The sequence below is a fragment of the Paenibacillus sp. AGC31 genome (assembly GCF_057334655.1).
The window spans coordinates 236,925-261,937 of record NZ_JBHFJH010000028.1 but is presented as its reverse complement, the minus strand read 5'-3'; the positions used below and the strand labels follow the sequence as shown (position 1 = coordinate 261,937).

Below are 25,013 nucleotides of genomic sequence, written 5' to 3'. Positions count from 1 at the left end.
CCTTAGGGGAGCGCACCATTTCTATTTTTTCTTTGATCTTATGAAATTCAACCCTTTTATTGGTTAGCTGCGATGGTGTCGTTCACTTCTTTTGTGATCTGATCCCCGCCAAGTTTCTTCCAATTGGCTACAAAGTTATCGAACTCGTCAATCGACAAGTTACCATAGATGATTTTCAGAAACGTCTCGGCTCTCAGTTTGTCAAGTGTTGCTTGCTTCGTATTCATCGTTCTCGTTGGTGCATAGATGAATTCATTCATAACAATCAGGTCATTATCCCGATAGTATTTAATCACACCTTGTGAACTCTCTGGGCCAAAGATACGCTCCATATGCCACTTATCGAGATTCCCATTCCGATAATCCATAATATCGTCATAGAACAGCTTCGCTTCGAGTTCCAATCCAGAGGTATCTCCTGTTTTTAGCGCCTGCTCTACTTCATCCTGTGCTTTCACATTTTTGTTGGCTGGCAGATTGGAGACTGTCGCATTATGAAAACCAAGACCTGTCAGTCCATTCAAATAAGCAGCCCGTTCTTCCTTGGCAGACTCACCGAACATTTTTTCAGCCTGGAAATTAAGAAGTTTAATCAACGCTTCTGGATGCTCGTAGCCTTTGCGAACGGCAAATATACCGCCCAGACTAAGATGATTCTGTGTTTTGGCTGGCTGATCATCAATCGATTGAACCGGGTAAGCCATCCAGTCGATGTTTTTGTCTTTCTTAATCATACTGCTAACCTGAAAAGGTGCCCATTGTGGCAGGAAGAACATGCCTGACTTGCCTGCATTCACATCCTCCATCATTTTAGCAAAATCCTTCACGCCAAATTCGGGATCAAGCACACCCTTCTGATACAGAGTCTGAAGTTCACGCAATCCTTCTTTCACTTCCGGTTGGATCGTTCCATTCACGACTTGACCTGAAGCATCCTTAATCCAGGTTTCGAGGTAACCATGATAACCGAGCAAGAACGCATTTATAGGTAAATCTTTGTTCAAGGCAATTCCGTACGTATCATCTTTGCCATTTCCGTCTGGATCTTCGAAGGTAAAGGCTTCTGCAATCTGGATGACATCCTGCATGGATTTGGGTGCCTCAAGACCGACCTTTTTTAGCCAATCCTGGCGTATCCAGATCATATCAGAAGAATCCAGCGAGCCCGGGAAGCTTACCATGGCATATATTTTCCCATCCTTCGTTACCGGCTTCAGACCTGCTCCATCCTCAGCAGACATGAACTCCTTCACCAGTTCGGATGCATACTTGTCATATACTTCGGTCAGATCCTCCAGCATTCCCGCTTCATGAAGTTGTTCGAATTGAACAGCACTCACTTTCAGTACATCCGGCAGATCACCACTCGCCAGCGTGACATTCATCTTATCGTTATAATTGGCATCCGGAACGATCCATTCGTACGTTACATCAATACCGAGTTCATCCTTGTACCCTCTGGTCCAGATGTTGTTGGCGTGTGTATCTCCTTGGGCGAGCGATTCTTTCCCTGTTTCATTCATGGTGGAAGTCAATTTAATGGGTGGGTCATATTTCGTAAGTGGTCCTCCCGCATCCTGCTGTGTATTCGGCGCTGCTTCATTCTCGGCACTTCCCGCACCAGACGAACAGGCAGCAAGCGTGGTGGCCAGCACCATGGTTAATGTTAATAATGAGAACTTTTTGAATGATATATTCATGCGAATCCCCCTTTTTTCTCCTCCCGTGAGGTATATAAGATGAACTATAAATATTAAACATCCACTCCGATAGCAGAATAACCTTCCGATCACTGTTATCCCCAGATTTCCTTTATCCCTTTTTCTAAGGGAGAAATCTGTTGATAAAGGTGAACGCTTCGCTTCTTCAGTTTTTTTCTGCTCTCTCCGTTCATGGTTTAATTTGACTCATCTTATATATAATTTTATTTTATAAAGAAAGCGCTATCACTTCGAGTGTACCCCGTTGACATCTGGTATCTTTGATTTACCATTTGAAATATCATTTAACTTTTCTGATCCCGATACTCTTGAGGGGTGCAGCCTGTTGCTTTTTTGAAGAAACGATAAAAATAATGTTGATCACTAAATCCAACCTTCGCAGATATTTCATGCATCTTGCAAGAAGAACCCAGAAGCAACTCTTTGCTTCGCTCCACTCTACGGTCATGGATGTAGTCGGATATGCCTTTACCTGTAATTCGTTTATACCAACGCGACAGATAAGAAGGGTTAAGAGAGACTTCCTGTGCGATCCGTGTGAGTGAGAGGTCATCCTCCAGATGGTGCTTGATGTATTGATGGATCGTAATCAGAATCTGTGATTGGTCGTTCACGCGGGCATCGCTTCGTTTCGAGATCATCCATTCGTATGCCGATTGATAAAAGATGACCAGATCGGACCATGCCGTATGGATGTCAAAATGCAGCATTTGGGACAGCGATATTTCGTCCATTGCCGACTCGTACAACCCTAGTTCATGCAGGACTTCAATAAGTATACTTGCTGCACCCGTATACGTTTTCATACGAAAGAACGGATCTTGAAGTCCCTCCTTCGCCGCCTCGGTCCATTTATGGAATGACTCTATCCATTCTCGATCCCCGGCGGTTATTCGCTGTTTGATCTGATCCAGATGCAGCGCTACAACACCCTGTTGATTCATAATGCTAGGGGTGTATGGCAATTCATCCTGGATATTTACACGCAAGAGCTTCTCCATCCCAAACCCTGGGCTCTCATGAATCGACAGGCGTAACTGCGCGATCGCCTGATTAACCCTGCTCCACTCTACCGCTTGCTCGCTGACCATAATGGAAACAGACAGGTTCAGGCAGTCCGCACAGGATTGCTGCACAGACTCCAGTGTGCCATAGACAAAACGAAGGGTCTGGTTCCAGCTGTCCGGCTGACTCCCTCGTTCCCCTTGCGTATTAGATATGTGTGACGAATGCGCCTCTTGCGATTGAATAAAACACGCGATGACCTGAGTGTCCAGATCAATCGCCTTCACCCTGGCCTTGTCTTGCAGCAACTCCTCCGCAACATTGGCAACGGCATAGCGGATTAGACTGCGATCCGCCTGGGATTGATAGTTGTTCCATTCTTCTACCCGGATGATCACTGGAATAACGAGTTGATCGGATTCGAAAGGTAGCTGCACAGCATCCAGTTCTTCTTGAAGTGAAACGGTATCATGTCTATCCGTTCGCTTAAGTACATCCAGCAGCAATTGACGCTGTAACTGGGGCAGCGCTCGCGGTAATTTACTGCGAAACCAGGCAGCTTGGTAGCGAAAATCATTCTCTTCCGAGATCTGTGCTAATGCCCGTTCTACTGCAGCCCGAATGTGGTTCATGCCCTCTGTCTTTAACAGGTAATCAACAACGCAAGGATTTCGAATGGCTTGGTGTGCATAATCGAATTCGTTATGTCCCGTCAGTAATAGAACTTTGCATCGTGGCCACCGGTCCATAATCTGCTCAATCAACTGCATGCCATCCATGCCAGGCATACAGATATCGCTGAGTACAATATCAATCTTTACCAAGTTCAACCAATCAATAGCTTCATAGGCAGAGTATGCCTTGATTATCTCCATGTCCTGTAGATTTGCTTTTTGAAAGAACGCATACAGTCCGTCCAGAATAACAGGTTCATCATCGACAATAAGCATCCGCTGCATAATCCTACTCCCCTTTCCATGGAATCTTCACTATAATGCACAATCCACCGAGCTCACTTCGCTGTGCTGTAAGACCATAGACAGCCCCGAATTTGATTCTTAATCGCTGATTCACATTCATTAGCCCGGTTATCTCTTCGTTTCCATGTTTCCGATCTGTCTCTTCGAAGGAGGATTGCAAGTAATTCAATGTTGCGTCGGTTAACTGATCCCCGTCATCCTCGATGCGAATAGACAGGTTATCCTGATCCTTTTGGTACGAAACCTGTAGAATACCTCCCTTGCTACGTTTGGCTAGTGCATGCTCAAACACATTCTCTACGATCGGCTGAATCATGACTCTGGGAACAGAAATAACTCTGTACCTTGCATCCAGATCCTCCAATTCCAATTGAATCCTCGAACCAAACCGGATTTTTTGAATGGACGCATAGACCAGCGCATGGTCAATCTCAGCCCCCAACGATACTTCCGTATGAGAATCACGGGACATATACCTGAAATATTGACCCAGGTAGTCGGTGAATTCCTGAATGAGCTCCACATTCTCCACTTCAGCCATTTGTTTGATGCTGAATAGACTGTTGTATAGAAAGTGAGGTTGAATCTGGGATTGCAGGTGCTTCAGTTCCGCTTCACTTGTTCGAATCCGTGCAACATAATTCTCATCGATCAAAATATGTAAGCGCTCTATCATATGGTTGAATCGAGAGTATAAATAGCCGAATTCATCCCGTCTGGATGAAGGAATATGTACGCTTGTCTGGCCCTGCTCTGCCATCCTGAATCCTCGAATGAGCACCGCTAAGGGTTGGTGAATCGATCTGTAGATCGAAAACGAGAAGACAACAATGATCACAACCGACATGAAGGTCACCATCCATAACCATACGTTGTATTGTTCCAGCGGTGCGCTCAGCACATCTTGCGGAATAGTGGCTGTCAGCGTGAACGAGTGATCCTTATCATGTAACGAATAATAGAGATATGGATCAGATTGGAACTTCGTAACTTGCATGGACTCGGATGGTTCAGGTGAAACTGTTCGAATCGGGTTTACAGATGCTGGCTGCTCTGAAGAAGAGATCACTACATGTTGCTGTTCACCAAAACTCAGTGTAATCTCACTTTCACCCGTTTCCGACAGCTGCTGCAAACGGTGTTTCAGTTCTTCAGCAGACAAGCGTATCCCTAATATGAAATTAGGTGGCTCCTCATGGTTCATGTTATACGGATTACTTTTCAGGAAATAGAGATCGTTATTGGAATGCGATAATTCGCCATTCAGATTCCCCATCGTCGCGAGCAGATTCTTCCACTCGGTATCCTCTACGTCCCGAATCCCGTCCACCGCACTGACTCGTTTATGCAGAGCGGGAACATAATACACCACATCACTAATGTAGGGACTCGTCACCATAATCTGACCCAGCTTATTGTGAATGTTGTTCAGACTGGACGTGACTTCATATCTGCTCATAATCGCGGCTCGTGTACTTAGCGTGGACATGGGTTCATCAAATGAAAATTCGGTAACTAGTGCACTCATTCGCTCCAATTCGAATTGCAGATGATTATGGTAGAAGTACAATTTGGACTCATGTGCTTTCTCCACCTCCGTCTGCATTTGTTTGGAGCTGAGTTGCGTAATCATAATGCTTATCCCGTACAAGGGCAGAATGACCAGTACAAAAGCAATCATCAGTTTGACGACAATGGATGACTCTCTCCATCTCCCCTGGATGACTCTCAATATTCCATCTCCCCTCTCCTCAATAGCAAAAAAGGAGCCAGTAATCGGCTCCTTCCATCGATCGGTTTTCCTCCTATCGATCTTATCCCTTTACACTTCCGACGACAAGCCCATGAACGAAATACCGCTGCAGGAACGGATACACGAGCAGAATCGGAATAACGGACAAAAAGATCTGGGAAGCTTGGGTTGTTCTATCCGATACCTGACTTAAGAGCGTTGCATCCTCTAGCGTCATCATCTCGCTCTGAATCATCGTCACCTGCTGTAACATGGACTGAAGATATGTAGCCAGCGGATAGCCTTCCGGGCTCTTCATGTAGATCATGCCATCGAACCAGGCATTCCAGTGTCCCACCATGGCAAACAGCGTAATGGTCGCGATACTGGGAAGAGAAATAGGAAGATAGATGCTGCATAGGGTGCGGAAATGTCCTGCCCCATCCATCCAGGAAGCTTCTTCAAGCTCCTTCGGCAATCCCCGGAAAAAATTAAGCATTAGAAGTACATTGAAGATCGGAACGGCGCCCGGTAGAATCAAAGCCCAGATGGAATCCAACAGCCCCGCTTCCTTAACCACCAGGTAACCCGGGATCAATCCTCCACTGAATAACATGGTGAATACGAAGATCCAGGCATAGAACGTTCTTGAACGGAATTTGGCAGCCTCTTTGGAGAGCGGATAAGCTACGAGAATCGTGAAGATCAGATTGGTCGTAACCCCCAGAACGACACGAAGAAGGCTTGTGCCGAATGAGTTCAGGAATTGCTGATTTTCCAGAATGTATTGATAGGAGGACAACGTGAAATCGACAGGCCAGAATGTGACGCTTCCCGCTTTTACCGCATCACTTGAACTAAATGAAATCGCTAATATATTCACAATCGGGAACAGGCATAACAAGGCAAGAATCGTCAGGATGACGTAGTTAAACCCTAGAAACCACCGATAGGCTCTTGAAGCATGGTGCATGATTCTGCCTCCTTTCTAGAATATCCGATAATTCGCGAACCGATAGGCCAAGAAATAACCAAGTCCGATAAAAATGAAAGACACGACAGATTTGATCAGACCCAACGCTGTCGATACAGAATACTGAGCATCCTGCAATCCGATGCGGTAGATCATCGTATCCAGAATATCTCCTGATTCATATACCAATGGATTATAGAGGTTGAACACTTGGTCAAAGCCACCGTTAAGTACGTTACCCAGACTAAGCGTTACCATCAAAATGACGATCGGGCGAATGCCTGGCAGCGTGATATGCCATGTCTGCTTCCATCTTCCCGCACCATCCATAACAGAGGCCTCATACAGAGATTTATCAATATTAGTGAGGGCAGCCAGATAGATAATGGTCCCAAATCCGAATTCTTTCCATTGGTCTGTGATGACAAGTATGTAAGGGAACCACTCGTTACTGGCCAGGAATTGAATCGGGTCAATGCCCACGGCTTTCAGCAACATATTAACGATCCCGGTGCTTGGAGATAACACATCCACGATGATTCCCGCCAGAATAACCCATGAGAAAAAGTGAGGCATATAGATCACCGTCTGAATCGTTCGTTTAAATCCTGTCTTGCGAACCTCGTTGAGCAATAAGGCTACAAGTACCGGAATTACCAAGCCGGACACAATTTTCATCGTCGATATAAATACCGTATTCCATACAACCTGCGAGAACCCCGGCAGATCGAACAGATACCTGAAATTGTCCAAACCCACCCAATTTAGATTTTTGAATCCGGCAATGGGAGAGAAATTCTGAAAGGCAATAGAGAGACCTGCCATCGGAATGTAACCGAATACAATAATAATGAGCAGTCCAGGCAGAATCATAAGATGAAGCGGAACGTTTCGGATAAATTGTTTGTAGTTGGAACGCATAGCTGACTCCTCCTTCAACGTTTATTATAGGAGCAGCCAGATCACCGCAATAGTGTGGGCTATTTACTTTGGGTATCTTTTGTTGACTGCTTTCCACAGTTCAACAGCATATCCCAAAAAAGAAACGAATCAGTTGCAATTCTATTCTTGAGGCATTAGAATGAACTCTTTTGGAGATATGCATAGACATAGATATGTTGGACAGGGTTTGTTAACTACAATATGAAACCTTACAATCCTGTGTACGTAATGTAATATTTACCTATTAGGATATAGAGTAAACCGTTATTTATTTTGATTACAATGAGGGATATTATGAAAAAACAGTTTATGGTACTTGGTCTTGGACGATTCGGTTCAAGCTTGACACACACACTCATTAAAAATGGGCATGAAGTGCTCGCAGTAGACAAAAGCGAAACTCTTGTTCAGGAAATTTCAACGGTAGCAACCCATGCCGTACAAGCAGATTGTACTGACAAATCAGTCCTTATGGAGCTTGGGGCAAGCAACTTTTCACACGCCATTGTTGCGATCGGCGAAGATCTGCAAGCAAGTATACTGACCACTCTGTTATTGAAAGAACTTAATGTGCCCAAAGTAACAGCAAAGGCCAAAAATGATAACCACGGTAGTGTGCTTAGCAAGATCGGTGCGGATCAGATTGTTTACCCTGAACGTGACATGGCCACGAGACTCGGTAATCAGCTTAGTTCAGACAACATCATAGATTCCATTGAATTGTCTTCAGATTATAATCTGGTCGAGATCAAAGCTCCCTTAAGCATGAATCAGAAGACATTGCTAGAACTCAATATTCGGGCTGAATATGGATGTACCGTTATCGCCATCAAAACGGGGAATAACCTGAATATCTCGCCCATGGCGGAAGACACCGTCCGTGCGGGAGATATGCTCTTGTTAATAGGTAGTAACGATGACATTCGAAATCTGGAGAGTGATTATGAAACAAAGAGATAAACGCGTGACGGGAACTTCGGCTCTGACGAACATTGAATCGATTGTGAACAAGTTGAAAAATAATATGAGTCCTCCCCAACTCATCATGATGATCTTCTTCACTCTCATCTGGATCGGAGCCATATTGCTTGCACTGCCCATATCTTCAAGTACTGGGACTTCCATCGGTTTACTTGATGCCTTGTTCACAGCAACCTCTGCTATATGTGTAAATGGGCTGATTGTCTTGGATACAGGGAGTGTCTTTTCAACATTCGGACAGGTCATCATCATGATTTTGATTCAGGTTGGTGGACTGGGGTTCATGACACTAGGTGTAATGGTTGCCATTATTCTGGGGAAACGGATTGGCTTGAAACAGAGGCTTCTTATTCAACAAGCTACCAATACCTCCTCAGCTCAAGGTCTGGTTAAGCTATCCATGTATATTGTACTTATAGCCTTTGCTTTTGAAGCGCTGGCTACAGTGGTTCTTACATTGCGCTGGCAGAGCGATTTGGGATGGGGACAAGCTTTCTATTACGCCATATTCCATTCCATCTCTGCCTTCAATAATGCGGGTTTCTCTCTTTGGAGTGATAGCCTCACCCCATTTGTTGGTGACCCGATTGTTAATCTTACGGTCATTACACTCTTTATCATTGGCGGCCTGGGTTATATTGTGGTTGTGGATGTATTCCGCAAACGTTCATGGAGAAAGCTCTCTCTTCATTCAAAAATTGTGTTAATCGGTAGTTTTTCTCTTTACTTGATTGGATTCCTTACCATTTTTTTACTCGAGAGTTGGAATCCTTCAACGTTCGCTGATTTATCTTACAGTGAACGTATATGGGCTTCTCTATTTCAGGGCACCGCTCCTCGAAGCTCTGGATTCAATACCATTGACATTGGAAGTATGTTGGCCACATCTCAATTTTTCATTATTATTCTAATGTTCATTGGGGCTTCTTCCGGCGGAACAGGTGGAGGAATTAAAATCAATACTTTTGTGGTCCTTGTTCTTGCGACCATACAAACATTTCGGGGCGGCGGACAGATTCATGCTTTTGAGCGTAAAATTGCAGAAGAAACAGTAATGCGTGCACTCGCTGTTGTCTTAAGTTCTCTCGCCTTTGTGCTAGGGATCTCCATTCTTCTCTCCATATCCGAAGGCATTCTTGAAAATCATTTTCTGGATGTTCTGTTTGAAGCCACTTCAGCATTTAGCACCACAGGACTCTCGATGGGTCTGACAAGTGAGTTGAGTGTTGCCGGTAAAATTATAGTCTCTATTACGATGTTTGCAGGACGATTGGGACCATTAACTCTGGCTTTTGCACTGGCTCAGAAGAAACGCACATCCAAAATCGGTTATGCAGAGGACCATGTCCTTATTGGTTAACATACCGTACTAAGGACATGTTAATCCTTTTGTGGAAAAGTAATTGTTTTTTAGTTCAAAACAAGTTCCATAGCAAAACGCCCCCTTATCGCAAACGACAGATGTCTGCTTAAGGGGGCCTTTATTTATATATTTTGCTTACAGAAGATCCATAATAAGAACATTTACCGAATGAGCTGACAAACCAACGATCACTGATTCACCATTCAATTTTATCTTCTGTTCTTGGGGAACCACTTTCTCATCATTCTTCTGATTTACATTCGGAATATGCACCAAATGATCTTCTCCAGTAAGTGTGATCAATCTGGCTGAAGCATCAACCTTCAGATCCTGAAGGCAAATCCGGGTTGATTTATCCACGCCATCTGCATTCACCAGTTTCACATACACATGCCGTGCGTCCTTTGTAACAGAGTGGAATACTTCCCGGTTGTAAGCTTCCAGCTTGTAATCCAGAACCTTGCTGATATTGCGACCGTCTGTATAGGAGCAGATCAGATTCTTTCCTGTATCTCCACCATAGTTAACCGTGATTGTGTAATCGGTCCCATTCTCGAGTGGTTCATAGTTGGCCGCTCTCAGGTTACCCGCTGCCGAACTGGATGAATAGTCTCCCAAGGTATAACCCTCAATCCCTTGTTTGTACACCTTCACCGCTGTGGCACTTCCCCCGTAACTGATTGCGTACTCAATGACATCCTTGTTCTCGGACGAGATATCTGTCAGTCCCACGCCGATGTAAAAACCATCCTCACCTGAAATTCTTTCAGCCTCAACCTGCACCTTGTAGTTAGTCCATTCGTCATTCAACAGGTACAATCCATTCAATCCACTTGATTGTGCCTTCAAAATGAGTCCTTTTCCTTCGGCCAACGTGTATCCTTCCGATCCGGGAATCTGGTTCCATGCCTTACTAAGCTCTGTACGTTCCCTGAAATCTTCCTCTAGCAATATGGTGCCATCCACATTGGACGTGACCGTGACTCGTTTCACCACGATGTCTGCATGACCTGTTGCAATCTCGATGCCGCCACGCGGAATGAGATGCAGGGGTTTGCCTTTGCTATAGGTGGAGAATGAAGTCTCGAGCACCTGATCTCCTACATATTTTGCAAAAAGCTGCTGTACATAATAATTCGGTGTATACCATACCGTTTCATCATCAAACCAGATGCAGTCCGGCGTCCAGCGGTAGGTACCGTCCGTTAGTACTTTGTTGAACAATGGCGCATAGGCAGCCAAACGAACAACGTCTGCATTATTTTCAAATCCGGTCATGATCGCAGCTTCTGCGACCGCTCCTGCCAGCGTGTTTTTGTCCGTGGAAGCATATTCTCCCACAAATACTTTGGATGTTTCTTTCCAATCGATACTTCCGTCTTCAAGATAGGCCCGGTCATAGTAGTTGTATCGATCTACGTTATTCAGCAAATATTCATTGGAGCGGTAGTAGTGCTCATCTGCAATGGTGTCCATATAATTGTCCTGATTCTCATACCAGGTTACCGTCTCCTCAATCACCTCAGTACCATCGGCAAAAGCCACTTGAGCTGATCCGGTCAGATTTCCGCTGAGGAACTTCCATCCTTCCTGATACGCATCATCATCCGCCTGAGCACCAACCGTCGAGATAATATGCAGCTCATGATCAGGATAGTTCTGTTTCATGTACTCATCTATCGAACGTTTGAATACTTCGAAGTTGGCAAAAAATTCAGTGCCCCAGTTCTCATTGCCTACGCCCAGATAACGAAGATCAAACGGTTCAGGATGTCCCATCTGGCTTCGTACCGCTGCCCATTCGTTGTGTTCAAAGTCTGTACTGAGCGCAAAGTCAATCAGATCTGTAAAGTTGCGGATATAATAATCCCTTAAAGCGCCACCCGCAGGGTGAGCATAATCCGAGCGTGCCTGACACAACACACCGCAAGCCATGACTGGAACCGGAGCGGCATTCAGATCTTCCGCCAGTTGGAAGTACTCCATATAACCGAGGCCCATCGTCATCATGTAACCCCAGACATTATAATTCTCTTTGCGGAGCTCAACCGGACCCACAGAATCCTTCCAGTCGTATACGTTGTCCCAAATAAATGATCCTTCCGAGATACATCCTCCCGGAAAACGCAAGAACTTCGGATGCAGATCTGCCAGTGCCTGGATTAGATCTTTTCTCAATCGATAGTTCGGATTACCTGTGTAGTTGGCATGTGCCGTAGCCGATATTCCCTCTTCTGTCGGATCAGCTCCCCATACATTCTGAGGGACTAAGGACACCATATCGATCGAGATGTCACCTGCAAACGTAAGTGCCAGTTGACCAAGTACAGTCTCCGTTCCAATCAGAGACAAACCGTATTTCTTCCAAGTGTTCCCGCCTTCAACATGCAGCGTTACCGAATCACTGATGGATATGTCCCTTCCATCCTGCAATTGAACGGTGATTGTTCCTGCCGATTCTGCTTTTGCCCATACGGTAAAGTCATAGGATTCACCCTGCTTGATGGACATGGCACAATGCTGGTTGGAGTCGGAGAATCCACGATTTCGAATCGTTGCCCCATCCTGAACCGTTACATAATAAGCATTTACTTCAGGGTCTTCCACGTTAAAATGAACGTTTAGTCCATCCGTATGTTGTACGAGCATTTTCTCCGTATCGCCTGACCAGGCAAACAAAGGTTCACGATTTCGACCTGTCGAACAACCACATTCTCCAGAGTCATGCGAGTACGTATCAAATGCAAAAGATTCAAATGATCGATTCTGGACAAGCTCCGCATAGATTCCGCCATCTGCCGCATTGTTAATATCCTCGTAGAACAGCCCATACATGACTTCACTGATATCAGCTACCTTCTGATCTCCATGGATGGTGACCGTATAAGGCGGGAGATGCGCGGGCACAACAGACACGTCAAAGCGTTGACTCTGCTCACTATCACCTCTGTTCAGAAGCGCACGGAGCGTAACCTCTTGTGCCGATGTGATTGCCTGGACCTCTCCGTTCTCGGTCAGGACTTCCGGATTACTGGAACTCCATTCAACACACACTTTACCACCCAACAAGTGTGCCGGCAGTGACACATCCTTGGTGATGATTCGGTTGGGGAAGGACAAGTACTTGTCCGCCGCAAGCTTCACAATCGCTTCATCTGTCAGTGATTCACACATGACTTCAATGACTTCATCCATGGTAAGCGCTGCTTGGTAGATCCGAAAGTCGGATAACGAACCTGCAAAGTCCACATCCGCTGCATACTGGGAACGTGCAATATAATTCTGGCTATAATTCTCAGAATCGGTGAAAGAGTCAAACCATTCGCGTAATTTGGCATAATTGCCACTGGACGTCTGACTGATCGATCCATCTGCCGCCTTCTCCCCGTTCACATATACAATTGGCCCTGCACTGCTCAAAGTCCCCCCGTGGCTGCCTGTTACAGAGAGTGCAATATGTATCCATTCTCCACTTGCAACTCCCCGGCTTGGGTGGACAACCAGATTATCACCAGCATATAACGTACCCAAGAGCTGACGTGTCAAAAATAAATACGGTCCCTTCTCCCCTTTACCAAAGTCAAAAATGCGTTCCCACACATTAGACCCCTTGCCCAGAAACACCCAAGCGGCAATCGTAATCCCTGTGTTATCGCTTACATCCCGAAGCAGATCCGAAGGTAATTGCAGATAAGAAGTTCCATTCGCTCCCCCGTTGAAAGTTACCGCCGATCTGCCTTTCACCTCGGATACCACAGGTAGGATTTCACCTTTGGCTATACCATCATGTCCCTTACCGGAACTGTCCTTTCCGATCTGAACGGTATCTTCGAACGTGTATTGTGTGATTAATTGATTTTGATATGTGCTCATGTTTTTACCTCCTATGTAGTTGGGAATTGTCGGTTTACGCTTTTGATTCGTATTAATATAAAATGATTGATAAATAGTTAAACACATTACTTAAACGTAATAATATCGCATCATTGATCCCAATTTCAATCCTAAATTTGAGAAAGACGACTGGTTTATTTGAATGTAATGAGCTGTATCGGCTCTTCCCGTCTCTCTTTAATTATTCATTTTAGTCTTATAAACATTATATTTATGGTTTACAAACATATAAACCAATTGATAATATAACAAATGAAAGCGCTTGATTTATGAGTTGTTCCAAAGGAGGGCTGCCAAACCTTATATCGTGTGTTGCCAAGTATCGGCTAATTTTTCATTCCGGAAATAGGAAAGGGGAAACGTATGAAACGTTATTGGGTACGCGTACTTAACATTTCTGTACTAAGCACCGCATTAATTACTGCAACAACTTTGGCGCCGGTCTCGGTGTTTGCAAATGCTTCAGGGACAACTGTGGGTGACTCGCAGACCTCCACCACCTCTATCGCAACTCCTGCTCCATCATTCAAAAATGTTTCCGTTCATGACCCTTCTGTCATTAAAGTGGATGATACGTTTTATATTTTTGGATCTCATCTGCAAGTAGCCAAGTCCAAAGACTTTTTGAACTGGGATTTGGTCGCATCCGGCGTTACAGATAACAATCCTGTTGTCCCCAATGTAACCAAGGAATTCGCTGAAGCGCTGGAATGGGCGCAGACGGATACGTTATGGGCGGCAGATGTCATTCAGCTTGCGGACGGCAAATTTTATATGTACTACAATGCTTGTAAAGGGGACTCCCCGCGATCAGCGCTCGGCATTGCTGTCGCAGACAACATCGAAGGGCCTTATAAGGATCAAGGCATTCTGTTGAAATCCGGCATGTGGGATCAGATCAGTGAGGATGGTACCATTTACGATGCAACGATTCATCCCAATGTGGTTGATCCGGATGTCTTTTATGATAAAAACGGCAAGTTATGGATGGTGTATGGCTCATACTCCGGGGGGATTTTCATTCTGGAGATGGATGCAACGACAGGCAAACCACTGCCGAATCAAGGTTATGGCAAAAAGCTGACCGGAGGCAATCATAGCCGTATTGAAGCACCTTACATGCTCTACAGTCCCGAAACCGATTATTATTATCTGTACCTGTCTTACGGTGGACTAGGTGCTGATGGAGGATACAACATTCGTGTTGCTCGCTCCCAAACACCGGATGGGCCTTTCCTCGATGCGGAAGGAAACGATATGATCAACGTTAAAGCTGACAAGGATAAACCATTGTTTGATGATCGTTCTATTGAGCCTTTTGGAGTCAAATTAATGGGGAACTTCCTGTTCGAGAGACAGATCGGTGATCCGGGCACAGGCCTAGGTAGCGGCTATGTATCGCCAGGACATAACTCTGCTTATGTTGATCCGGAGACTGGCAAACAGTTTCTTATCTTCCATACCCGCTTTCCAGGGCGTGGCGAAGAGCATGAAGTTCGCGTACATGAGATGCATATGAATGCAGATGGTTGGCCCGTTGTTTCTCCATATCGCTATGCGGCTTTGGGAGAGGATACAACGCAACTGACAACTCAGGATATCGCTGGTCAGTACCAATGGGTGAATCATGGTAAGGACATCACGGCGGACATTAAGTCATCCCAGACCGCTCAGTTCACGGCAGATGGGCAGATTCATGGTGCCGTGACAGGAACTTGGAGTCTTGACGCAGACAACAAGGTTCAGATCACTTCGAATAACGTTGTGTACAAAGGCGTTTTCACACATGAATGGAACTCGGAATCTCAAAGTACGGTTCTGACCTTTAGCGCCCTCTCCTCCTCCGGAATTGCCATCTGGGGAAGTCAAGGTGTTGAACGGAGTGATCAGGACATTGTAGATGCGGTGAAAAAGGACCTGAGCATTAGCAATACGGATCACGTGTTCTTCAATCTGTCTCTGCCTACCAAGGGAACAAGTGATGCAGACATTACGTGGAAAAGCTCCAATGCTTCGGCTCTATCCGCTACAGGTGTAGTGCAGCGACCACGCGCTGGTAAGGGTGATGCCAAAGTCAAATTAACCGCCACGATTCGTAAAGGAACTGCGGTAAGCTCCAAAACGTTTAACGTTATCATTCCACAGCAAGCGGTAAGCCCATTGCTCGGGGAGTATACTTTTGAACACAAGAAACTTGCCAAAGTCGCACAGGATTCCAGTAAAAACAAATATCACGGACAAGCCTTTAATGTGGTCAGTTCTACTGCTGGTGGCAAAAATCAGGCTGCCACATTTAACGGAACCGACAGTTACATTCAGTTACCTGGACTCATTACAGATACAACGGATTTCACGTTTAGCGCCTGGATCAATTGGGACGGTGGCGGGTCTTGGCAGCGTATTTTCGACTTTGGAAATGGCTTGACGAGGCATATGTTCCTTACTCCCTCCCAACATAATGGGGCATTACAATTCACCATCCATAATGAGGGACGGGATCAGAGCCTGATTGCAGCAAATCCACTGCCTGTTAAAGAGTGGGTTCATGTCGCTGTAACCCTTCAGGGCGATGTAGGAACTCTGTATGTAAATGGTACATCGGTTGCAAGCAGCTCTGAGATTACTTTTAACCCGAAAGATCTGCAGGTAACGGAAGCTTATGTAGGCAAGAGTCGTTATACGGCTGATCCGTTCTACAAAGGCAGTCTGGATAACGTAAGAGTGTATGATAAAGCTTTAACAGCCAAGGAAATCCAGCGTCAGGCCAAAGAAAAGCCTTAACTCAGAGTCCCCTATCGCGAGCGGTTGGGCTCCATCATAGTGCACACATCAATAAAGCAGCCAATGTATTGAACCGAACCCTTTGTGAGACACGACTAACAAAGGAGTTTCAGTTCATTACATCAGGCTGCTTTATTGTCACTTTGAATAATGAATAACCATGTTCAATCTGTTCGACTTAGCACCGGAGTTAATGTAGGCATGGGGCTTGTCTGCACGGAAACGGATCGACTCCCCTTGGTTCACCATATATTCTTCCGTCCCTACCCGAATCGTAACTTCTCCTTCAAAGACAGTAATAAATTCTTCCGTACCTTCGATATGCGGCTCAGCACTTAAAGAAGATTCCATATCCATATCCATCATGTACATTTCAAAGCGACGTCCTTCTTCAAAAGGAAAATGCGGATATATTCGAACCCTCCCCTCGTCTTCCATCAATACTTGAATATCATCGCCCGTTACAACGGTAGTATCTGACTTCGGCTCGTGAATCAAAGCAGTAAAGGAGGTTTTCAGGCCATTAGCAATCTTCCACACGGTTGCAATGGATGGATTGGATTCACCACGCTCAATCTGACCAAGCATGGTCTTGCTAATACCAGACATTTCGGCGACCTTGTCCAGACTGAGTTTTCTTTGTTCCCTAAGCTGTTTCAGGTTCTGAGCAAGAATACTATTAATGTTTTTCAAAATCCATCCTCCTCATTTTATATTTATGTGTTGTGCTTTATAACGTACATATTGTACAATAATAAAGACCGTACGTTATAACGTACATTTCAGTTCATTATATCACACAACTAAGAAAACGTGGAGGAACCATGAATATCATACCTTTAGTGACCTATGCAATCATTGCTTCATTTACACCCGGACCCAACAATATCATTTCCATGACACATGCCAGAAATCAGGGGTTCCTCAAGACCCTTCCTTTTATTAGTGGAGTTGCAGCTGGCTGCCTGCTTATTATGTTTCTGTCCAGTTATTTCAACCTTATTCTTCATCAATACATTCCTAGAATCACACCTGTCTTGAACGTCTTAGGATGTGTGTATATGCTCTATCTGGCACTCAAAATCATGCGAAGTAAACCTGCAGATTCGCAAGACAACAAGGTCAATCATTATTCATTTCTATTTGGGTTCACCCTACAATTCATCAATCCCAAAGTCATTCTGTATGGGCTTACTGCCATATCCGTTTTTGTTCTGCCTCTTGGGCAGTCCCATGTTCATTTAATCGTATTTGCCTTGCTGCTCACCTTCATCGGTATTAGTGCCAATATGACCTGGGCGTTCGGTGGTATGTTATTCCAGAGCTTTTTATTAAGATACGAGCGTCCTGTTAATATCGTCATGGGTATGTTGTTAATTTACAGTGCACTATCGATCCTGATGTAAAATGCAATAGAAAAAGCGTCCACTCATTCGATGAGCTGAACGCTTTTATTTTTATCCTAATTCCGGTCTCCACCATGGACGTGTAGGGTAATCCTCCTTATGAAGAACAACCTTCTCGCCGATTTTGGGAGTTGCAACCTTAACGTTCAAAGCATGTGCAGCCTTCGTAATCCGTTCAACCGGTTCATTCCAGGCATGATAGGCGAGCGTGAATGCGGCCCAATGAATCGGGATGAGCAACTTACCCCCTACATCCAAATGCGCTTGCACCGTTTCTTCCGGCATCATGTGAATGTTGGACCACCGCTCGTCATATTGCCCACATTCCATCATGGTGAGGTCAAATGGACCGTATTTACTGCCAATTTCCTTGAAATGAGGACCGTATCCGCTGTCACCACTAAAGAACACCTTTGTATGTTGTCCAGCGATAACCCACGAACACCATAAGGTAGAATTACGGTCGAATAATCCTCTGCCCGAGAAATGGCGAGCTGGCGTGCAAGCGAATGTTAAACCTTTGAACGATAACTCATCCCACCAGTTATGCTCGGTAATCTGCTCTGAAGGCACACCCAGTTGAATCAGTCGACGACGTACACCAAGTGGCACGATAAAGCGCTTTGTTTTATCCTTCAATCTGCGGATGGAGTCATAATCCAGATGATCATAATGGTCATGCGATATAATGATTGCATCAAGCGCCGGGAAATCCTCCGGTTGAATCGGTAGATTCGTGCTATAACGTTTGGTACCTACCCAGGATACGGGGGATGGACGATTGCCCAGCATCGGATCAAAGAGCAATCTGTGACCTTCAATCTCAAGCAAAAAGGCCGAATGACCGAACCATGTAACCTGTGGATTATCGGATGCATTCAAGGTTTCAGCAGGTTCACATATCTCCATAGGCATCGTGCCAGATGGCCTCCGCTCTACATTGCCACGCATGGAATCTCTCAATATACTGATTAGGGATTTGAAGTTCATGCCGGCTGATGTCGGAAGCTGATTTTCGTATTTTGTCATTATACATACCTTCTGTTCTATATAATCAATCTGTGATTCAATATTTGGATAAGAACTATTCATATCGTAGCTATATATTAATTCATTGGCCGTTGATATACAATTTTCGGTTAATTAAGATAGAATTAAGACTCTGTTTTCTCTCGTATAAGATTAGGCATATATGATAGAGAAAATACATGGAGAGTATGTGAGAGAACATGAAGAAATGGCGCAAAACATTAGTTAAGTTTTTGATATTTGACCTGGCAATAGTTCTGTTGCTTCTGGGTACTGGCGTGATCTACCAACAAGTGGGTTTAAGGCACGATGCCAAAATACTCGTACCCCCTGGAAAGCTCTACGAAGTCCATGGAGACAATATGCATCTATATACTGGAGGAGAAGGCGATGTAACAGTCGTCCTCGCCTCCGGCTGGGGTACTGCTAATCCCTATGTAGATTATTATCCATTATATGAAAAGCTTGCTCCCAACACAAAATTCGCTGTATATGATCGATTTGGCTATGGATATAGCGATCGGACCGATAAGAAACGTGATGTCGATACCGTAGCTGAAGAATTACACGAGTTATTGCAGGTATCTGGACAGAAGCCGCCTTATGTATTAGTTGGACATTCGCTCGGCTCGCTGGAGACCATCCGTTTTGCACAAAAATACCCGGATCTCGTGAAAGGCATCGTCATGATTGATGGCGGAAGTCCCGAATATTATTCGAATGACGATGACTCTTTGGCAGACACAATTGGTGGTTTTGCGAATAAATTACGTATCCAAACCGGACTATTCCGCCTCTCGATGCAATCTGACTTGGTTGTCGAAACTTCCAATGCCAATCGTAATGAATTGAAACTTGTACCCGACGATCTAAAAAAATTGGATACAACTGCGCTGTTGTACAACTATGGTAATGCTAACACGTTGGATGAATTACGTGAAATAGCTGCCAATGCCAAAGTGGTCGTAGATCACAAGCAAAAATTACCGTTTCCCCTCACCATACTGACCGCTGATTACCTCGGTGCCAGTGAACCCGAATGGGACAAAACTCAAGTTGAATTTAAATCCTGGTCGGATGATTCAAAACAGGTGACCATTAAAGATACCGATCACTACATCCATCAATATCGCCCGGACTTCGTTGCGGATGAGATATTGGCCCTGGTGAAGAAGTAACGTACATCCTGCTAAAGTAAGGCTATGTTATATCATAAAAGAAACCCCAAAGATTCTCTAATATCTTTGGGGTTTTAAGTATGAGATTTATTGTGCTATCGCCAGTCTTGGCCGTTGGGACCTGAAATCGCTGAAAGCTTGTTCGATCTCTAATGAAGTCAACTGGTGACGATAAAAGTACTGTTCCATCGCCTCCATTTCGGTTCGATCGCCATTGTAGATGTTCTCAATTCTTCGAATGATCTGGTTATATAAGCTCTCACGTCTGGAGTTCACAGGCTCACACAACCAAAAGTTCGTTCTCTTCACTTCACCTGTCTTGGTCCAGAGCAAATTCTCATATCGGATGACATCCCAGTCCCAATATCCAGCATGAATCTGCTGAAGTTCCGTCGTAAACATATCGTATATCAAGTTGGGAGGAATGTGTCCATATGTCACACGGTACTCTTTCAGTTTGAATGCTTCAATCCGCTCTGTCAGGGTGTACTCACCTGGTGAATACGCATACAATTTAGGTGCATAGGGATTACTCTGCAATGCCCTAAGTGCCTCACTTTCCATCTCCCCATCCAATCTTGCACGTGAAGCATATACCTTAAGACAATAGTCTTGCAATCTATATACAACCGAGCGATTACTGATAAGCGAAGCCTGTAGAGTGAGATGGCCGTTTTTTTCGTAGTGCAACAGCATCTTTTCAATGTTATCGCCAATGGGATTAATGATGATCATAATAATGTCTCCTTGATTAAAAATAAAATATAAACCGTTTTCGAATTGGTTAAAAATTGTACTAATACATTCTATATTACCCTTTTATATTAGTATGAACATATACAATTTTGCCGGAACATGAAGTATTTGCTCTGAAATTCATTCTTTAAATCGCCGTATTCCGTCTACATTATTACTCTAATGGCTGTAACCCGTTTCACGTCAAGACCAAAAAAGATAGAATAAATTTTACGCAAAAAAGCGATGCACCCTTAGCGTTAAGGGTCACATCGCTCTTATACAATATCAATTATTCATGTTAGTTAATGGATTAATGCATAGGACCTTGTTGTCCTGGCGTTGATCCTACTTTGACCCGTTTCACAAAGAGTGAAGTAATCAGACCGATAATCGACAGAACTAATGCAAATACAAACGCATTCTGTACACCTGACGTGAAACCTGCCAGTTGATTTTCTGGACTTTCCGGGTTCGCCACTCCGCTCAAAAAGCGGGATTGTCCTGCGCTCAGTATACTTACCGCAACAGCCGTACCAATCGCTCCGGAAACCTGTTGCAACGTATTCATGATGGCAGTACCGTGAGGATAATACTCACGTGGCAATTGGTTCAGACCATTCGTCTGTGCAGGCATCATAATCATCGAGATTCCGACCATCATGAACACATGCAGCGTAATGATTTTCGCCAGTGTTGTTGTAGGTGTAATTCCAGTGTACATGAAGAGTACAACCGTTACGATAGCCAGACCAATAATCACAAGCCACTTCGGACCGAACTTGTCAAACAGTCGACCCATAACCGGAGACAGTAAACCATTCAGCAAACTGCCCGGCAATAGAACCAGTCCGGCAGTTAACGCTGTAACGGCCATACCTTGTTGCAGATACATTGGCAGGATCAGCATGGATGACAGCATCATCATCATACAGATGAATATCAGGATCAGGCCAATCGTAAACATCGGATATTTGAACGCTCGCAGATCCATCATTGGCTGTTTCATTCTCAGCTGACGGATGCTGAATAACAACAAGGACAGTGCGCCAATTACGATAGTGGAGATAACAACTGGACTTGTCCAGCCACCGCCAGTTTCTCCATGTCCTCCTGCACTACTGAAGCCGTATACGATACCACCAAAACCAAGGGTAGAAAGGATAATGGACAGTATGTCAATTTTGGGCTTGGTCAGTTTCGAAATATTCGGCAAGAACAACAAGCCGCATACCAGTGAGATCAGGAAGAACGGCAAGGAGATCCAGAAGATCCAATGCCAGCTCAGATTAGCCAGGATCAGACCGGAGATACTCGGACCACTTGCTGGCGCAAACATGATAACCAAACCAATCAATCCCATGGCCGCTCCACGTTTTTCAATCGGGAAAATAACCAATATGGTGTTAAACATCAGTGGCAACAATAGCGCTGTACCTATCGCCTGTAGTACCCGTGCCACCAATAGAATTTCGAAACTAGGTGCAAGTGCAGCAACAAATGTTCCTGCAATCGAGAAAATCAAAGATGTTGTAAACAGCTGTCTTGTGGTAAACCACTGCAGCAGCATACCGGATACCGGTACCAGGATTCCCAACACAAGCAAGTAACCTGTAGTTAACCATTGAATCGTTGTAGGACCTACTTCCAGTAGAGCCATAAGTGGCGTCAATGCCACGTTTAATGCCGTTTCTCCAAACAGACCAATAAAGCCGCTCAGCAGCATCGCGAACAAAATCGGAAATACCTTGTATTGCTGTGTTTCTTGTTGATTCTGTGCAGAATCAGCCTTCATGGAAACCTCCACGATCCCATCCTCCTCAAACGTATCGAACTTTCTTTTTCTCTGTCTCTTGCTATAAATTATTGAACCTGTTTGGCGTTCTTCGTCACAACCGACAAATAATCAGCAGCCGTCAGCAGAGGCTGTTTATCCTGATTCGTCAGGCTGATAATCAGTGCTCCCTCCATCAAAGAAATGATCAGAAGTGCCGTCTCCCGCGCCTTCTCTTCACCAACGCCATCCAGAATCAGATGTTTCTTAATGACATCCTGCCAATCTGCAAATACACCCTGACATGCAATACGCAACTGCTGACTAATACACGATGTCTCCACAGCTGCCCAGAAGCTGAATGGCAGAAATCCGGTAAACCCGGCTGCTTCTGTTTCATGAGCCAAATCATGAATAAATCTCTGAATGGCGTCCCCCGTATTGTCATGGGCTGCAAATGTTTTCTCAAATGTCAGCAGGATATGTTCATTGGCTTTTTGAATACACTCGTGCGCGAGCTCTTCCTTGCCTTGCGGGAAATAATGATACAACGACCCTTTCGGCGTACTACTCTCTTTGATGATCTGATTCAGACCGGTCGCATGATATCCTTGTGAAAAAAACAGTCTCGCTGCTGTGCTGACAATAGACTCTCTAGCATTAGACTTTTCACTCAACGAAAGCCACTTCCTTCAAATAATTATAACAATCGGTCTATATAATTAAACCCGCTCAGATCGGCACTGTCAATCATTTTTATTTCAAATTTATTTGAAAGCATTTTCATATCAGAGTCATCATATTATCCTCTTTTTTAATTATTACCTTTTATACATTTGATTCTGAGAAAGTAGGGAACTTTTCCCTGTCTTCGAATAAACATACATCAGTGTGAGTCACACTTAATTTCGATTTTTGAGAAAAGGAGTGAGAAATTTGGCAATCCTGCTAACTGGCCCTATTGATAATAGCCCCGTAAATGGGGTAAGGCCAACTCAGATCGTTTCCATTAAAATTGAAAATCAAAGTGTCGTGAACGCCGCAACTATACTTGTCCAGGGATATTCATTAATTACAAGCAGAGCTTTATACGTAAGTGAGCAATTCACAATCTTACCCGGTGCGGTTGCTACACGAACTTATTTTGCCGATCTTAACAGTTTCGAATACGTTATTACAGTTACAGGAGCAGCCCCTGAGGACATTTTGGTTTCTTTTTGGGGGAAAAACAGTGCCGGCTCTTTGGTTGCTGCTCACCGACTCGTTTATTCCGAATTATTTGGCAGCGAGAATTTTAATGGAGCTACGGGGACGACAGGTAGCACTGGCTCCACAGGTGCCACGGGTCTCACTGGAGTCATAGGGACGACCGGTGATACTGGCGCAACAGGTCCTACTGGACCTACAGGCATTACAGGCCCTACCGGAGTTACCGGAGATACCGGGATCACGGGTTTAACAGGAGTTACAGGTCCGACAGGCGCCACTGGAGATACGGGAACGATTGGTGTAACTGGAGCGACTGGCATCACTGGAGCCACAGGCGTGACTGGTTCAACAGGCCCTACCGGAGTTACAGGTAGTTCTGGTTCTACAGGAGTTACAGGTGCAACGGGAGATACGGGTCCATCCGGCGGTCCAGAAGGCCCTACTGGTGCAACAGGAGATACCGGAGCTACTGGAACTTCTGGACCTTCTGGAACTACCGGAGCCACTGGAACTACCGGAACTACCGGAACTACCGGAGCTACTGGAGCTACTGGTGTTACGGGCGCTACGGGCACAGTGCAGCCCAATCCCTTTGATGTATATGTTTTGCAAGGTGCAGTTGGCGGGGACGGAACACAGGCCAGTCCTTTCGGAACGATTCAACAAGGTGTAACCGCGGTATCTCCAACAGGAACCGTTCATATTCTTGGTGGCACATACCCAATCACTGCGAACATTACCATTAATAAAGCAGGAATAACTCTAAAAGGCTATCCTAGTACGATCATCCTGTTACAAGCTGCTGTTATCCCTTTCACCATCATTGGAAGTGGAGTAACTGTAGACGGATTAACGATCACGAGTGATAATCCTTATGCTGTTGAATTTATTCAATTAGGCGGAACCAATCATACCGTAATAAATAATACGATATTCGGTCCTCCTCAAGCTGGCCCTTCTTCAGGTTGGGTTGTCAATCGAGGTCTCGTGACCCAAATCGGTAATATGACCGGCTTGCTTGTACAAAACAATATTTTTTATTCCCTACGTCAGCCAGCCTACTTTAACCCTAATACAACTGGGGAAGTTATTAGCAATGTTGTTTATAATACGAGAGGATTTGTTAATGACCAGGCCGTTATGGTCTTCTCTGGAAATTCATGGGGCAGTCCGGTCAATGCGGTAGATATTGCACTGCTCGTAGGTACAATAACAGGGCCGCCTTTCGATCCGATTTCCGCCCTGAGCGCCAACAACAGTACAGCAACGATTCAGGATTCCAGATAAGAATCAGTACTCGTTCTTACAAA

At 44.8% G+C, this 25,013-nt stretch carries 17 protein-coding genes; 6 read left to right on the top strand and 11 right to left on the bottom strand.

The features are described 5' to 3' along the window. Positions 1–56: 56 nt before the first annotated feature. The 5 genes from ACE04G_RS15435 to ACE04G_RS15415 all read right to left on the bottom strand — a co-directional run bounded on the left by ACE04G_RS15435 (position 57) and on the right by ACE04G_RS15415 (position 7,332). A complete protein-coding gene (locus tag ACE04G_RS15435) occupies positions 57–1,700 on the bottom strand; it encodes an extracellular solute-binding protein (RefSeq protein WP_449004497.1) in 1,644 nt (547 codons plus the stop codon). A gap of 305 nt (positions 1,701–2,005) precedes the next feature. Further along, complete coding sequence (locus tag ACE04G_RS15430) at positions 2,006–3,685, bottom strand: response regulator transcription factor (protein WP_449004496.1); 1,680 nt, start codon at positions 3,683–3,685, stop codon at positions 2,006–2,008. Between the two features lie 4 nt (positions 3,686–3,689). Continuing rightward, positions 3,690–5,438: a sensor histidine kinase gene (locus ACE04G_RS15425; protein ID WP_449004495.1), complete on the bottom strand. Its 1,749-nt coding sequence runs from the start codon at positions 5,436–5,438 to the stop codon at positions 3,690–3,692. A gap of 82 nt (positions 5,439–5,520) precedes the next feature. Then, on the bottom strand, positions 5,521–6,411 hold the full coding sequence (locus ACE04G_RS15420) for a carbohydrate ABC transporter permease (protein ID WP_127545810.1): 891 nt from the start codon (positions 6,409–6,411) through the stop codon (positions 5,521–5,523). A 15-nt stretch (positions 6,412–6,426) separates the two neighbouring features. Then, a complete protein-coding gene (locus ACE04G_RS15415) occupies positions 6,427–7,332 on the bottom strand; it encodes an ABC transporter permease (protein WP_221819504.1) in 906 nt (301 codons plus the stop codon). A 315-nt stretch (positions 7,333–7,647) separates the two neighbouring features. On the opposite strand from ACE04G_RS15415, the gene ACE04G_RS15410 reads away from it, so the two are divergent. Together ACE04G_RS15410 and ACE04G_RS15405 are read left to right on the top strand one after the other, a co-directional pair. Continuing rightward, positions 7,648–8,313: a potassium channel family protein gene (locus ACE04G_RS15410; RefSeq protein WP_221819505.1), complete on the top strand. Its 666-nt coding sequence runs from the start codon at positions 7,648–7,650 to the stop codon at positions 8,311–8,313. Further along, positions 8,297–9,694, top strand: a complete 1,398-nt coding sequence (locus tag ACE04G_RS15405; protein ID WP_221819506.1) for a TrkH family potassium uptake protein — start codon at positions 8,297–8,299, stop codon at positions 9,692–9,694. The genes ACE04G_RS15410 and ACE04G_RS15405 overlap by 17 nt, the downstream gene beginning before the upstream one ends. 138 nt (positions 9,695–9,832) lie before the next feature. Here ACE04G_RS15405 and ACE04G_RS15400 read toward each other — a convergent pair whose 3' ends face one another. Further along, positions 9,833–13,570: an alpha-L-arabinofuranosidase C-terminal domain-containing protein gene (locus tag ACE04G_RS15400; RefSeq protein WP_449004494.1), complete on the bottom strand. Its 3,738-nt coding sequence runs from the start codon at positions 13,568–13,570 to the stop codon at positions 9,833–9,835. Positions 13,571–13,954: 384 nt separating this feature from the next. On the opposite strand from ACE04G_RS15400, the gene abnB reads away from it, so the two are divergent. Then, complete coding sequence (gene abnB, locus ACE04G_RS15395; protein WP_449004493.1) at positions 13,955–16,372, top strand: arabinan endo-1,5-alpha-L-arabinosidase AbnB; 2,418 nt, start codon at positions 13,955–13,957, stop codon at positions 16,370–16,372. Positions 16,373–16,510: 138 nt separating this feature from the next. On the opposite strand, the gene ACE04G_RS15390 is transcribed toward abnB, so the two are convergent. After that, a complete protein-coding gene (locus ACE04G_RS15390) occupies positions 16,511–17,065 on the bottom strand; it encodes a helix-turn-helix domain-containing protein (RefSeq protein WP_221819509.1) in 555 nt (184 codons plus the stop codon). A gap of 131 nt (positions 17,066–17,196) precedes the next feature. Between ACE04G_RS15390 and ACE04G_RS15385 the strand changes: the two genes are divergently transcribed. Continuing rightward, complete coding sequence (locus tag ACE04G_RS15385) at positions 17,197–17,778, top strand: LysE family transporter (protein ID WP_449004492.1); 582 nt, start codon at positions 17,197–17,199, stop codon at positions 17,776–17,778. A gap of 51 nt (positions 17,779–17,829) precedes the next feature. Here ACE04G_RS15385 and ACE04G_RS15380 read toward each other — a convergent pair whose 3' ends face one another. Then, positions 17,830–18,807 carry an MBL fold metallo-hydrolase gene (locus ACE04G_RS15380; RefSeq protein ID WP_449004491.1) on the bottom strand — a complete coding sequence of 326 codons (978 nt, stop codon included), beginning with the start codon at positions 18,805–18,807 and terminating at the stop codon, positions 17,830–17,832. Positions 18,808–19,007: 200 nt separating this feature from the next. On the opposite strand from ACE04G_RS15380, the gene ACE04G_RS15375 reads away from it, so the two are divergent. Beyond that, positions 19,008–19,985, top strand: a complete 978-nt coding sequence (locus ACE04G_RS15375; protein WP_486094551.1) for an alpha/beta fold hydrolase — start codon at positions 19,008–19,010, stop codon at positions 19,983–19,985. An 87-nt stretch (positions 19,986–20,072) separates the two neighbouring features. On the opposite strand, the gene ACE04G_RS15370 is transcribed toward ACE04G_RS15375, so the two are convergent. From ACE04G_RS15370 to ACE04G_RS15360, 3 genes are all read right to left on the bottom strand, one after another. Then, positions 20,073–20,720, bottom strand: a complete 648-nt coding sequence (locus ACE04G_RS15370; protein WP_339308218.1) for a hypothetical protein — start codon at positions 20,718–20,720, stop codon at positions 20,073–20,075. 313 nt (positions 20,721–21,033) lie between these two features. Next, positions 21,034–22,515, bottom strand: coding sequence for a DHA2 family efflux MFS transporter permease subunit (locus ACE04G_RS15365; RefSeq protein WP_221819641.1), 1,482 nt, complete (start codon positions 22,513–22,515; stop codon positions 21,034–21,036). 68 nt (positions 22,516–22,583) lie between these two features. Then, positions 22,584–23,171, bottom strand: a complete 588-nt coding sequence (locus ACE04G_RS15360; RefSeq protein WP_221819514.1) for a TetR/AcrR family transcriptional regulator — start codon at positions 23,169–23,171, stop codon at positions 22,584–22,586. 259 nt (positions 23,172–23,430) lie between these two features. On the opposite strand from ACE04G_RS15360, the gene ACE04G_RS15355 reads away from it, so the two are divergent. Continuing rightward, the gene (locus ACE04G_RS15355) at positions 23,431–24,990 is read left to right on the top strand and encodes a collagen-like triple helix repeat-containing protein (protein WP_449004490.1); all 1,560 of its coding nucleotides are present in this window, start codon (positions 23,431–23,433) and stop codon (positions 24,988–24,990) included. The last annotated feature ends 23 nt before the right edge of the window (positions 24,991–25,013 follow it).